The 13,712-nt window shown below is 37.8% G+C and carries 13 protein-coding genes; 4 read left to right on the forward strand and 9 right to left on the reverse strand.

Features of this window, described 5'->3' with window-relative positions:
• Window positions 1–30 precede the first annotated feature (30 nt).
• Complete coding sequence (locus EL247_RS00385; RefSeq protein WP_065826862.1) at window positions 31–456, forward strand: MerR family transcriptional regulator; 426 nt, start codon at window positions 31–33, stop codon at window positions 454–456.
• 106 nt (window positions 457–562) lie between these two features.
• Here the strand turns inward: EL247_RS00385 and EL247_RS00390 are convergent, their stop codons facing one another.
• From EL247_RS00390 to EL247_RS00415, 6 genes are all read right to left on the reverse strand, one after another.
• The gene (locus EL247_RS00390) at window positions 563–1,210 is read right to left on the reverse strand and encodes a LysE/ArgO family amino acid transporter (protein WP_232019767.1); all 648 of its coding nucleotides are present in this window, start codon (window positions 1,208–1,210) and stop codon (window positions 563–565) included.
• Window positions 1,203–2,060: an arginase family protein gene (locus EL247_RS00395; RefSeq protein ID WP_126441904.1), complete on the reverse strand. Its 858-nt coding sequence runs from the start codon at window positions 2,058–2,060 to the stop codon at window positions 1,203–1,205. The genes EL247_RS00390 and EL247_RS00395 overlap by 8 nt, the downstream gene beginning before the upstream one ends.
• Window positions 2,057–2,578, reverse strand: coding sequence for a Rid family hydrolase (locus EL247_RS00400; RefSeq protein WP_104745417.1), 522 nt, complete (start codon window positions 2,576–2,578; stop codon window positions 2,057–2,059). The genes EL247_RS00395 and EL247_RS00400 overlap by 4 nt, the downstream gene beginning before the upstream one ends.
• 150 nt (window positions 2,579–2,728) lie before the next feature.
• Entirely contained in the window at window positions 2,729–3,994 is a 1,266-nt protein-coding gene (locus tag EL247_RS00405) for an MFS transporter (protein ID WP_104745416.1), read from the reverse strand.
• 103 nt (window positions 3,995–4,097) lie between these two features.
• Entirely contained in the window at window positions 4,098–4,682 is a 585-nt protein-coding gene (locus EL247_RS00410) for an NAD(P)H-dependent oxidoreductase (protein WP_054195297.1), read from the reverse strand.
• A 9-nt stretch (window positions 4,683–4,691) separates the two neighbouring features.
• Window positions 4,692–5,537, reverse strand: coding sequence for an aldo/keto reductase (locus EL247_RS00415; RefSeq protein WP_054195298.1), 846 nt, complete (start codon window positions 5,535–5,537; stop codon window positions 4,692–4,694).
• A gap of 152 nt (window positions 5,538–5,689) precedes the next feature.
• On the opposite strand from EL247_RS00415, the gene EL247_RS00420 reads away from it, so the two are divergent.
• Entirely contained in the window at window positions 5,690–6,118 is a 429-nt protein-coding gene (locus EL247_RS00420) for a winged helix-turn-helix transcriptional regulator (protein ID WP_071391357.1), read from the forward strand.
• Between the two features lie 56 nt (window positions 6,119–6,174).
• On the opposite strand, the gene EL247_RS08680 is transcribed toward EL247_RS00420, so the two are convergent.
• Genes EL247_RS08680 through EL247_RS00430 form a run of 3 tightly spaced genes read right to left on the reverse strand, consistent with a single transcriptional unit; the run spans window position 6,175 to window position 9,168 of the window.
• Window positions 6,175–6,297 (reverse strand): hypothetical protein, encoded by a 123-nt coding sequence (locus EL247_RS08680; RefSeq protein WP_269470979.1) that lies wholly within the window; start codon window positions 6,295–6,297, stop codon window positions 6,175–6,177.
• A gap of 8 nt (window positions 6,298–6,305) precedes the next feature.
• Entirely contained in the window at window positions 6,306–8,234 is a 1,929-nt protein-coding gene (locus EL247_RS00425; RefSeq protein ID WP_126441905.1) for an autotransporter outer membrane beta-barrel domain-containing protein, read from the reverse strand.
• A gap of 10 nt (window positions 8,235–8,244) precedes the next feature.
• Entirely contained in the window at window positions 8,245–9,168 is a 924-nt protein-coding gene (locus EL247_RS00430; RefSeq protein ID WP_126441906.1) for a hypothetical protein, read from the reverse strand.
• Window positions 9,169–9,580: 412 nt separating this feature from the next.
• Here EL247_RS00430 and EL247_RS00435 point away from each other — a divergent pair, with 412 nt between their 5' ends.
• Window positions 9,581–10,858, forward strand: coding sequence for an NTP/NDP exchange transporter (locus EL247_RS00435; RefSeq protein ID WP_126441907.1), 1,278 nt, complete (start codon window positions 9,581–9,583; stop codon window positions 10,856–10,858).
• A gap of 571 nt (window positions 10,859–11,429) precedes the next feature.
• The gene (gene phsA, locus EL247_RS00440) at window positions 11,430–13,709 is read left to right on the forward strand and encodes a thiosulfate reductase PhsA (protein ID WP_232019768.1); all 2,280 of its coding nucleotides are present in this window, start codon (window positions 11,430–11,432) and stop codon (window positions 13,707–13,709) included.
• Window positions 13,710–13,712: the final 3 nt, after the last annotated feature.

Below are 13,712 nucleotides of genomic sequence, written 5' to 3' on the forward strand. Positions count from 1 at the left end.
ATTACTACATTTAAACACTAAGGAGAGCGTATGGCATACACAATCATCGAAGTAGAGAGAAAGACGGGCGTAGCCTCTAGGACGCTTAGATTTTGGGCGGATAAGGGGCTTTTTCCTTTTGTGCAAAAGGATAGCAATGGCGTGCGGTATTTTAGCGAAAAAGATGTGCAGTGGGTGTTTTGGATAGATTGCTATCGTCAAATTGGTATGAGTATAGAGGATATCAAGCATTACATTACACTATGTGCTAAGGGCGAGAGCAGCGCACAAGAGCGGCTAGAGATTATCCAAAGACAGAGGCAAAAAACGCTTGATGATATAGAAAAGCTTCAAGTAGTGCTAGAAAAGCTTGATTATAAAGTGGCGTATTACAAAGATATGATAGCCAAGCAAAAAGATGATATAAATCCTCTTAATCAAGAATATGTCAAACGCAAGAAAAGGGTGAAATTCTAGGGACATTTGTTTTTATTGTGTGGTTTTGTAGCTAGAGTTTGTGTATTTAAGCAGCCTTAGCGATTAAATAGAAGCCAAAATGAATTTATGGCATTTAAGTAGGATTTCAAATCAATGAGAGTTGGGCTAATGTAAATCTCCAAAGTCCATAGGCTATGCCAAACATAATAAGAGCAGTGATAAAATCCACAATCTCCCAAGTTTTGGGTGTTTGAAACCATAGCCTTGCTTTGTGGGAAAAAAATCCAAGACTTGCAAACCACAGTAATGATGCACTCATTGCCCCAACATAAAATATGATTTTTTGTGCAGAATCCAAAGTCAGTGAATACGCCCCTATCACAACTATAGTATCGATATACACATGGGGATTTAATAGCGTGATAGCAAGGGTTTGTAAAATAATACTACTTAGCGAGGTTGCGCGAGAATCCGGGTTAAGGCTTTTTAATGCTTTTGTTTTAAAAGCGGATTTAAGTGCCAAAAGTCCATAGCTTAGCACAAATAAAGTCCCCAAAGCACCAAGAGTGATAGTAAGATAGGGGTTTTGACTAAAAATTCCTGCCACACCAAATACGCCAAGCGCGATAAGCACCACATCACACGCTATGCACACAAGACAAACAGCAAGGATATGGTTTTTCATAATGCCTTGTTTTAGCACAAAGACATTCTGTGCCCCAATGGCTGCAAAGAGTGAAAAAGAGAGCGCAAAACCTTGTAATAAGATAGAGAGATTCATTGTATTATTCAAACAGCGGCAACTCCCTCATCATATTTCTTAGCTTTATCGCTACTCTTGGCATATGCTCGGCTATGCTAAGTCCTACTAAATCGTAGTTTGTGTTTATGGCATTGATGAGATTTACTACCTCGGCTATCTTTAGCCCATTTTCTACCACGCCAACCGCCATTGCTAGTTCGCTAGGATCTAGCACATCTAAGTCAAAATGCACCACCACCTTAGATTTACCCCTGCTTTTAAGCCATTCTAAGAGCTTTGTAGAATCTCTAGATTCCTCTGGGCTTAAGACTTTCACGCCTATTTCCTCACATCGCTCTTTTTTACCTTCAAAGTCTCGCACACCCACAAGGATAGAATCTTTAGGGCTAAAATGATCGGGTAAAATCTTAGCAATGCCATCTTTATCGATAAGCCCAAAGGTAGCCGCTAATGCCATAGCGTGGTAGCCCTCATAACTATCGCCTTGTAGATTCAAATCCTTATGTGCGTCTATCCACACGATAGCCACATCATCTTTGTATTTATTCGCTAAGTAAGTAAAAGGCACGACAGAGACAGAGCATTCGCCCCCAAGCGTTAGGATCTTATCAGGCTTATGTGTGTTTAAAATCTCTAGTGCCGCCTTGCTTTGTGCAACAATCTCATCATAGTTTAAAATGCCATTTTTAGATTCTCTGTTATATTCAAGCGAGATAGGCACTTTGGCGGTTTTGCTAGCTATGTTTTTAGGGGCTAAAAACTCCAAAAGCTCCGCACCCAAATAATAGCCCAAGCTAGAATCCTTTTTACTTAGCTCCGGCACTAAGCTTGCTATATCACCGCCTTGCCATTGCGGGTAGAGTAGTCTTAAGGTGTTCATTTTCTAGCCCCTTTATACGCCTCTACCACGACTTCTACACGCATTTGCGGCAATCCAAGCCCAGCGACTTGCACCATAGTCCATATAGGAGCTATCTTACATCGCTTTTTAAATTGAGAAGCCATAAGCTCATTTATCTCATCTGTTATCTTGCCTGTGAGGTATATCGTTACGCTATACACCTCACTCCAACTACTCCCAGCAGATTCTAAGACAAAGCCGACATTTTCAAAGGCTTGATTGATTTCGTCCTTTAGCTCTTTATGTGGGAAATTAAAATCCCTATCCCAGCCGCCTTGCCCTGAAATCTTAACAATCTTATTATCAATCACAATCGCCGTGCTAGCCCCAGATTCTTTGAAATTATTACCAATTGCGCCTTTTGGGTTATGTACCATTATGCCTTGCTTTGTAGATTCGCCCATTACTGCCTCCTTTGCAAATGCGTGAAAACTTAGAATCTGTATGCCAACAAATAATGTAAAAATATACAGAATCTGCATTGTGTGCTTGTGCATTCTAAATCCTTTGTATCAACACAACAAAGCAAAATGGTAGCAAATTCTATCAATAAAGTAAATACATACTTTTTTGTAATATACTATACTTTTAGAAAGTTAAAAAGATATAGTATATCAATAACTTTGCATAATGCCAAAATAACAACTTTATGATATTTGTTTTTTGTGCATTTTGCCAATAATTACTGTTAAGATTCCCAAAAGCACCATATACCAACCAAGTGCTAGAATCTGTCCACTTTCCTTTGCCCACGCAAAAAATATAGGCGTTAGCCCGCCAAAGAGGGCATAAGAAATATTATATGCAAAGGAAATTCCGCTATATCGGATAGTTGCTGGGAAGCTTTGCGTCATCACAATGGGTGTAAAAACCATAAGCCCCGCACTAAATGCCATAAGATAGTATAAAAGCAATAGCACATCAAGAGGTATATTCCCATAATTTACACTGCAATAAAAGCCCAAGGCAAATACCGCCAAAGCAATGCCAAAGAACAAACTTGCCCTTGCCACTCCAAGCTTATCGCTAATAATCCCTGCAAAGACATTGCCAGAAGCAAGAAAAAATATCGCGATAATTTGATAGATCACTTTTGAAATAGGATTGAGATTAAACACTTCGCCTAAGAGATTTGGGGTCAAAAGCACGGTTATCACGACACAGCCTGTCAAAATCCAAGTGCTAAAAAAGGATTTTATCACGCTAAATTGTGAAGTTCTAAACACTTCTTTGATAGGGAGATTCTGTGTTTGCTTGAGGGCTAGAATCTCTTGAAATACCGGCGTTTCATTCAAAAATTTTCGCAAAAAGAGTGAGATAATCCCAAAAATCCCCCCAAGGATAAAGGGTATCCGCCATGCGTATTCCCAAATCTCTTCTTGAGTAAAACTCACATTAATCGCCAAAGTAACAATGCTACCAAGCAAGATTCCAGAAACTACGGCACTTGTAAAGATTCCAAGATGAAAGCCTAGTGATTGCTGATTGCTATGTTCATAGACAAATACCCACGCTCCTGGTAGCTCTCCACCAATAGCAATGCCTTGCAAGATTCGAATTACCAAGAGGGCGATAGGTGCAGCATAGCCGATACTTTCAAAGGTTGGCATAAGCCCTAGTGCAAAGGTCGGAATCACCATAAGCAAAATAGAGAGCATAAACATCTTTTTGCGTCCGCTTTTATCCCCAAAATGTGCCATAATGATCCCACCTAAGGGTCTTGCAAAGTAGCCCGCTGCAAATGCTCCATAGGTATTTATGCTTGCCCAAAAGGGGCTAAGTGTGCTAGGGAAAAAGAGGCTAGAAATCACTTGCGTAAAAAATACAAAAATAATGAAGTCATAAAACTCCAACATTCCGCCAAGTGAGCTTAAGCCTAGGACTTTGATTTCATCTTTTTTGAGTTTTGCCATTTTGCTTCCTGTGCATTTATTTTAAGATGAAATTATAATACAAAATACTCCACAATACCATTTAAAAGGACGCATTAACAAGATAAATGCACAATGGGCTTAGTTATAGGGCAAATACTTTTTGCAAATGTGCTTTATAATCTGCCTTGTATTTTTCAAAATCTGGGTTTTTATGCACATCATTACACATAAAGCTAGGCAGGGCTTTAAGCCCTATAAATTCGTGTGCCTTATGCAAATGGAAAAGCAATCCATCAATGCCTTGAGATTCAAAAAACTGCCCAGATTCTGTAAATGCCTCTAGTGGGGCATTCCAAGTCGTGCTAAAGAGATATTTTTTGCCTTGGGCTAATCCGCCGCTACCATATTTTTTGCTTGGATCTTGCCTACTTCTACCATCATTAGTATAGAGTTTGGTATGTCCAGCATACAGCACTTCATCTATGTATTTTTTCACAATCCATGGCTCACCCATCCACCAGCCCGGAAACTGCCATATCCAAACATCAGAATCTAGGAGCTTTTGGAGTTCAGCTTCCACCTCATAACCCTTGTCTATATGCGTCTCAAGCACCTTTAGTCCTAGAGATTCTAAGGTCTCTTTTGCCACATTATGCAGTGCCTCATTAAGCTTACCACCTGATTCACCAAAGGCTTTGCCACCATTTAATAAAAGTATTGTTTGCATAGTTTTTCCTTATTGTTTCATATAATTAGCAAGCATTTTCACGCTTTCCACATCTCTGTGGTTTATAAAGTAGGTTTTATTTTCATCGAGTTTTGCAATCATTTCCATATCGCTAGAATCTAGTTCAAAGTCAAAAACATTAAAATTCTCCCTCATACGCTCTTTGCGTAAAGTCTTTGGAATCACTGCGATTTCTCTTTGGATAAGCCAGCGTAAAATCACTTGTGCCACGCTTTTGCCATATTTTGCTCCGATATTTTGCAAAGTAGAGTTTGTAAAAATATCATTTTTCCCTTCAGCAAAGGACGCCCACGATTGCATAGCAATGTTATATTCTTTTAGGATTTTTTGCTCCTCTTGCTTTTGAAAAAATGGGTGGCATTCTATTTGATTAAGTGCAGGGATAATCTCATTATGAAGGCAAAAATCCGTGATTCTATCGCTATAAAAGTTACTTACTCCAATGGCTTTGATTTTGCCTTCTTTATAGAGTTTGCTTAAGCTTCGCCATGCCCCATAGAGGTCGTTATAGGGTTGGTGGATAAGATAGAGGTCAAGATACTCTAGTCCTAATTTTTGCATTGAAGATTCAAAGGCTTTTATTGCTTGTGCCTCGCTCACATCATCAATCCAAAGCTTTGTAGTGATAAAAAGCTCTTCGCGTTTTATCCCACTTGATTTGATTGCTGCACCTACGGCTTCTTCATTTCTATATGCTGCGGCAGTATCGATGAGGCGATACCCCACTTCTAGAGCATCTTCTACGCATTTTTGTGTTTCTTTTGGGTCGATTTGAAAAACGCCATAGCCTAAGATTGGCATTTTTACACCATTATTTAAAGTGATGGTTTGCATTGTGTTTCCTTGAACTTGAAATTTGTGATGAAATTATAATCTTTTTAATATTTTTGTGTCAAGAATGCACTTTTTTGTAATATAATATCATTTATGTAATATACTATACTTTTACATAGTTTAATTACATAGTTTCAATGTTGGAGTATATTATGGCAAAACGCAAAAAAGATTCAGAAATTCACTTAGATATCACAGAAGAAAAAAGACAAAAGTTAGAATCTTATCATTGCACGATGGAAGCTGGGATTGCGATGATTGGAGGCAAGTATAAAATAATGATTATTTATCACTTGATGAAAGGGGCATTGCGATACAACCAAATCGCTAAAGCCCTGCCAAATGCCACTCCTAAAATGCTTTCTCAACAGCTAAAAGAGCTAGAATCTGATGGTATCATCACCCGCACACTCTATCCTGTCGTGCCGCCAAAGACGGAGTATTCACTCACAAGATTAGGAGAGGCTCTAAAGCCTGTGATAGAATCTCTATGTGCTTGGTCGCAAGGGTATTATGAGGCTTGTGGTGTTGAAGATATACACAAAAGTGAATTGCCCGATAAAACTAACTGCCCCAAATAAACGCTTAGATAGATATACAAAGACAAATATTACAAAGTAGATTCAAAAAAATACAATTACCACAGCCTTGATTCTGCCCTTTCTGCTTTGATTCTACTCTTTTTGCCTTTTTTGAAATCCATAAACTTCCTATAAGAAGAATCTACAAAGCCTAAAATGCTAGTTCTCTTAGAAATCAATCCCTAATTTAGAAAGCATACCTAAGCCCGACACTACCGCTCACAGAAGTAAGCCCATTATCATAAGCTTGTGCCATAACAGTCGCACTCAAATCCCAATTTTCGCTAATAGGCAAATTAGCCCCTGCAAAAACTGACCCAAAAAACTCCTCTTCATTTTCATATTTGATTCTAGAGACTCCCATTCTCACTTCATAATCTTTATCGCCAAAAACCGGCTTCCCTTGAACCCCCTCTATTGCCACAAAAAAAGAACCGCCATTCTCATTGATTTTGCGGTATTCCACACCCACAGCACCATAGAGATTCATAAAGTCATTTTCGCTTCTTGTTATGGGCAGGACATTCCCATTTTCTCTGTATTGTGGCATATGATAATAACTTCCAAAAAATCCAATATAAGGCTTTAAGCTGTGCCCATTTTCAAACTTCACTCGGTATCCAAGTCTTGCTTGAAAGCCAATATTGTGCGTATCATAAGAGGCTGTATTATTTCCAATTCCTGCAAAAGTCCTTGTGTATTCACTTTGGGAATTTGTATAGTATCCAAGCATATCAAGTTCCACTGCTTTGGTTAAATGGCTCCTCCCATACAAACCGATATTATAATTATACCCATCGAGGTCCATATTCTCAGCTTTCATATTGCGTTTGCTCACAGAGCCGTAGATTCCGCCAAAAAAGCTATCTTTTATCTCTTTGTCATAACCAAAATTGATTCCATAATCTGAAGTATCGCTATCTTTATAATGGGAATACCCAGCTAACACATTCACATACACATTGTTTTGGGTCTCTTCTTTTTCAAAATAAGGCATTCTCACATAATCCCCAGCAATGCTTGCGTATTTTTGCTGCGAATTAAGTGTGTATTGAGTCCTTGTCGTATGGGCGATTCGCCCTAGCATATTGTGGTGCATTACCGAGCCTTGATAGGATTTAGGACCTTCTTTGATGTGGTCAAGTTGCTTTTCTATTGTTTGTGTTGCTTTGTGCAAAGTTGCCTCATCATCGATGATTCCGCCTTTTCCTACCAAAGCTTCATAAATAGCGTTATAAACAGGATTATTAGAAGTTGGGCGATTAGGCTTTTGTGGGTTGTCCCCTCCACTCTCACTTCCGCCGCCTAAATCGCCACTTCCTTGATTTCCTCCATTTCCAGAATCGCCGTTATTATCACCGCCTTGATTCTCATCATCGGGATTATCTACATCAGAATCACCGCTTCCGCCCGGATTCCCTCCTTGTCCTGAATCTCCCCCAGTTTCTCCACCGCCTTGATTTCCATCAGAGTTATCACCATTAGAATCGCCTTCAGAATCACCACCATTCCCGGGTTCTCCACCTTCATTGCCACCTTGTCCATCTCCGCCTTGATTTCCATCGTTTCCAGAATCTCCAGAATCACCGCCACTACCGCCTTGATTTCCTCCATTCCCAGAATCACCAGAATCACCGCCGGTTTCTCCACCACCTCCGGTATTTCCGCCATCGCTACCTCCATTTCCAGAATCTCCACCTGAGCCACCACTGCCATCGCCTCCACCTATATCGGGGTCTATAGGGGGTATCGCACCATTAAAACTTAAATAATATTTATCGCCCACTTTTACAATCTCGGCATTATTAATCGTTCCTCCGCTAGAGCCAATCACCTCGACTTTGCCCTCTTGTAAGCTTGTCCCATTTAGGCTAGGCGTGTCCAAAATTAGATAGGTTTTATTATCGGTTTGCATCAAAGGATTAGCGAGCTTAAACTCCACACCGCCATCAAAAGTTGCAGAATTAGAAGCATTGATAGAGCCAAATCCGCTACCACCGCCGATAAATTTGATATTAGCAGTTGTATCTAGGAAAAAATCCTTTGTGTAAATGCTTGATAAATCTGTCAATGAAATATCGCTACGATAAGCTTTGAAAGAATTTCCAACTCTCAAAATCGCATTATCAGAGAGATTTACAGAAGAGCGATAAAGCCCCCCCCCCTGCTAAATCCTCTCCTTGTGCGTCACTGATAAAATCATTTCCGACAATCACTTCAGAATCGCCTGAAGCGTTTAGTGTTCCTTGCCCAAAATAGTCATAATAAAAACTTGAATCGTTTTTTCCATTTTCAAAATTTCCCTTAACCTCAAAAATTCCACCTTTGATTTCCAATAGTGCATTTGTTCTTTGTCCATTATCAAATCCAGAACCAGCACTAAAGCCACTATTGTCAAAATTGCCACCTATGGTAGTTGTCCCATCATTTTGTAAAATATATCCACCATTTGTAGGTTTGACATAAGAGCTAAGTTGTTTATTGTTGTTGTAAAGATTTCCTGCAATATTAATTGTCCCACCATCATTAATTAAGCTTGCATTTGCATTTTTCCCTGTTACATTTTTAAAGATATTGACATTTGTTACTTTGAGTATTCCACCATTTGAAACTCTAATCGTCCCTTCTGCTTGTTTATCTAAAATACTTGCTTTATTTAAAGTTAATGTTCCGCCATTTACATTAATAGCCCCATTGACAATAAAACCTCCGCTTGTATTTAGATTCCAAATTAAATTTGAATTTTGATTGATTGTTATAGTATTTCCAACATTATGGTAGTATGCCATATCTTTTATAGAGCTATCAGCCTCGAATATAAGGGTTGATGAACCTAAAGTGGTAGAATATTCAAAATTTGTTCCACCGTTATAACCAAAATTATTTCCTCTGTTATTTGGAAAGTTTGGGTCTCTTTGCAAAGTTACATTAATACTATCCCCATCATTTAATGTTACATTACTCTCTTGAAAGCTTCCCGCCCAAGTATCTCCATTATTTACTGCTAATGCTGAGCTGCAAGCCAAAGATAGAATCAGAAATTTTCTCATATAAATAACTCCTCTAAAATTCTTATCAAAGTTAATAAAATTTTAAACTAAAAATATTAAAACATAAAAAAATATTATTTTATAATAAGCTAGCTTAAAGTTAGCCCTAAGTTATGCAAATAAAATCCTTTGCAATCTTGCTAAAGCAGGGGATTCTCTAGCGAGTTTGGGAGATTCTAAAATCTAAGAATCTCTATGCTTGGCACAAGAGCATTACAAGCTTTGTGTAATGCTGCATAAAGATAGAAAAACCCAAAGCAAAATTGTAGTTAGAAATTAGCTTTATTTCGCAAATTACCATATTTGATTAATGTTTGAGGGTTGCAAAATTCTTTAAATTTTGACTTGACAAACACTAAGTGTAAGGTCTTATAATTTACCTTGTGAAATTAATTTTAAGTGAGTGGATTCTATGTTGTTTTATAAAATATTTAATCTCAAGCAAGAAGAGTTTAAGCTCTTTTTGTATGCGGCGAGTTTTATCTTTTTGCTTTTTGCAAGCTATGCTATCTTGCGTCCTTTGCGTGATGCGTTTGGGATAGAGGGTGGAGATAAAGAGATTAAATGGCTTTTTCTTGCCACCTTTATCACGACACTTCTTGCTTCACTCCTTGCAATGTGGCTTAGCACGAGGGTAAAACGCAAAAATTATCTTAATGCTATCTATCTCTTTTTTGCCCTCAATCTTTTAGTCTTTTATATCGCGATGAATCAAGTATCTCCACATACACAAGGCTTTATTTGGCTTTGTCGCGTGTTTTATGTGTGGGTATCGGTGTTTAATCTCTTTGTGATTTCTAGTGCGTGGAGTTTGCTTGCTGATGTGTTTAGTAGAGATTCTAGTAAGCGACTCTTTGGCATTATCTCTGCTGGAGCAAGCCTTGGGAGTATCGTTGGAGCATCAATGGTAAGCTTGCTTGTTACCCATATAGGCAATACAAATTTTATTTTTGTTTCTATCGTGTTTTTGCTCCTAGCCTTAGTGATAAAATGGTTTTTACTCCAAGAAGCACACAATCTAGCCCCAAATAAAGAATCTTTTATGCAAAGATTCCAAAAGCCCATTGGCTCTAAGAATCCTTTTGTGGGATTTAGCCTTATTATGCACTCAAAGTATCTTTTGGCGTTTCTTGCTTTTATTTTGTTGCTTACAAGTGTCAGCACCTTTTTGTATGTGGAGCAAGCTAGAATCATCAAAGAGTTTTTCCTTACGCGTGAAGAACGCACACAAGCTTTTGCTAATATTGATTTTATTGTGCAAATGGCAAGTTTTATTATCCAAATCTTTTTTACTGCAAAGATTGTGGAGTTTTTAGGTATGAAATGGCTGCTTTCTTTGCTGGGCTTTGTGGTGGGTGTGGGGTTTATTATCCTAAGCTTTACGCATCCGATGTTTTTGCCCTTTGTGATTGTGATGAGTTTGCGTAGAGTAGGTGAATATGCACTTGTAAAGCCCGGACGAGAAATGCTCTTTGTGCCGCTAGATTCAGATTCTAAATACAAAGTCAAAAACTTCTTTGATACTGTGGTGTATCGTGGTGGTGATGCGATATCTTCACAGCTTGAAGGTGTGCTTATTAAATTTGGAGTGGGCATTACACTTTTAGTGGGGGCAGGATTGTCCTTTATATGGGGAGCTTTAGGGCTGTATCTTGCAAAGGGGTATGAAAATAAGATAAAAGAAAGTTAAAAGACTCCTCTTCCCCAAATAAAGAGGAGTCCAAAAACTTAAATAATAAAGAGTCAAAAATTCTTCGAGGGAAATCCCTCTAAACTAAGTCTTTAAAACTTATGCCCACCCCAAACAAATCTCAAAAAAGATGGGCGGGGAAATTATAACAAAGAATGCTTAAAGTAAGTGAAATTTTATTTAAATAATCAATACAAATAATATAGCGACAAAAGATTCCTCTATTTCTAGCCTTTGAGAAATTTAATCATTCGTGGTTGTGGCAAATATTTCCGTTTATAATAGTTTTAAGTGGTTAGGAATCAAATATAAGAAATAGTGTTTATTGTGTTTGTAATATGTGTTACAAAATATTACATTTTATATTTGGTAAAAATAACAAAAATGAATAATTTCATTGCTATAAATTACCTAAATATAGGAATTTATAGAGATAAAAAGATGAAAAATTTTATATAAATTATATAAAAATTTATATAAAGAAAATGCTGGTTTATGTGATTTTATTACATTTCTTTTTTTATCTAAGGTAGTAAAATAAAAGTGTAAGCTAAATATTAAGGAGGAGAAGTTGAGTATTCATCGTAGAGATTTTCTAAAAGGTATGGGGGTAGGCTCTGTGGCATTGGGTATGCCCGGGACTCTTGGTGCTTTTAGCGGAAAAATTGAAGGTTCATCTAAATTTGTCCCTAGCATTTGTGAAATGTGTAGCACTCGTTGTCCTATTGAAGCAAGAGTGGATAATGGGAGCAAAGTATTTATACAAGGGAATCCCTTTTCTATTGCCACAGGTGGGGCAGTTTGTGCTAGGGGAGGTTCAGGAGTAAGTCAGCTTTATGATCCAAATCGCCTTGTTAATCCTATTATGAGAGTGGGAGAGAGAGGGGAAGGCAAATGGAAAGAGGTCAGTTGGGAAGAAGCGTATGAGTATATTGCAAAGAAACTTAATGAAATTAAAGAAAAATACGGAGCACATACGGTTGCATTTGCATCAAAAACAGGTCCTGAACAAACCTTTTTAAATCAATTTGCTTATGCTTATGGTAGCCCAAATACTTTTGATCATGGGAATACTTGTCCTTCAGGCTATACGACAGCATTAATGAGTGTGTATGGAAATGGCGGAGTAAGCAGAGATTTTGCAAATTGTAAGTTTATGTTGAATTTTGGACATAATGTGTATGAAGGTATGGTGATTAGCTATGCAAGAGGTATTACACAGGCATTAGAAAATGGCTGTAAATTGGTTTCCCTTGATCCGAGATTTTCTATTTTGTCTTCAAAAGCAAGCGAGTGGATTCCAATTCGCCCGGGTGGAGATGCTGCCTTTATGATGGCTTTTTTGCACACTTTGATTTTTGAAGAGTTGTATGATAAAAAATTTGTCGAAAAATACACTATCGGCTTTGATAAGCTTAAAGAAAGCATTAAAGATTATACTCCAGAAAAAATGGCAAAAGAATGCGATATTCCTGCTGATAAAATTATTGCACTAACTAGAGAGTGTGCGAGTTTCGCACCGCATTGTATGGTGGATTTTGGGCATAGGGCGACATTTACTCCAGAAGAGATTGAATTTAGGCGTTCTATTGCAATTGCAAACGCACTTTTGGGGAATATGGAAGTTAAAGGTGGATTGTATTTTCCAAAAGGAGCTGGAATCTACAATAAAATTGCAGGAGAAAAGGTAGCGCCTATATTTAAAGGCTCGATTCTTCCAAAACTTCCAGAGCCAAAACAACCTCGCATTGACTTTGTGGATGTTAAAGAAGGGGAATTTAGCAAGATTCCTAAGAATCGTGGTGTTTATAGCAAAATTTATGAATGTATTTTAAGCGGTAATCCTTATGCGCTAAAAGGCGTGTTTATTACGCGTTCTAATCCTGTGATGACTGTGGCAGGCTCTGATTCTGTGGTGGAGGCGATTAAAAAGCTTGAGTTATTTGTGTGTGTGGATGTTTATATTTCAGATACCGCACAATATGCAGATATTATATTGCCAGAATCTACTTATTTGGAGCGAGATGAGCAATTTTTGGCAAATAATGGAAAAAATCCGGGCTATCAAGTGCGTCAAAAAGTAGTAAAAACGATTGGAAATACAAAGCCCTCTTGGCAAATTTATTTGGAACTTGCACAAAAAATGGGTTATGGCGACGCATTTCCTTATAAAGATATGGACGATTTTAGAATGAAACAAGGATATGAGTATCCAGAAGATATGTTTGAAATCAAGCATAAAGGCTTGATGAGCTATGGAATCCCTCTTCTTGCTAGAGATCCAGAAAGTGTTAAAAAATTTGTAGAGAAATACCCTAATTCTAAGCAGTTTTTGGATTCTGATAATGAGTTTGCAGAGTTTTTGAAATGTAATACCAAAAGTGGAAAAATAGAGCTTTATGATGAAGTGTTGCAAAAAGCTTGCGGTAGAGGGGGATTGACTTATAATGATCCAAAACTAAAAGGTGATGGGGATTTTTATTTTATTCAAGGCAAAACCGCGGTGCATACAAATGGGCATACAGCTAATGTTCCATGGCTTAATACTTTGATGAATGATAATGCAGTGTGGATTCATGAAAAAGTGGCAAAAGAGATGAATCTCAAAAAAGGAGATAAAATCAAAATTACAAGCAAAAATGGAAGCCAAATTGGCAGTGTTCTACCGACAATTGGGATTAGAGAGGATACGCTTTTTGCATATTTTGGTTTTGGGCATACAAGCAAGCACAATACTATTTCTTATGGCAAAGGATTGAGTGCGGGGCATTTGCTAGAAAACACTATTTCGCCTGTGGCAGGAAATAATGTGCATACAATTGGCGTAAAAATTCAAAAGGTTGAGGGGTAAAAA

Origin of the sequence: Helicobacter pullorum, assembly GCF_900638355.1 — a bacterium.
In the GTDB taxonomy this organism is placed as follows: Bacteria; Campylobacterota; Campylobacteria; order Campylobacterales; family Helicobacteraceae; genus Helicobacter_D; species Helicobacter_D pullorum.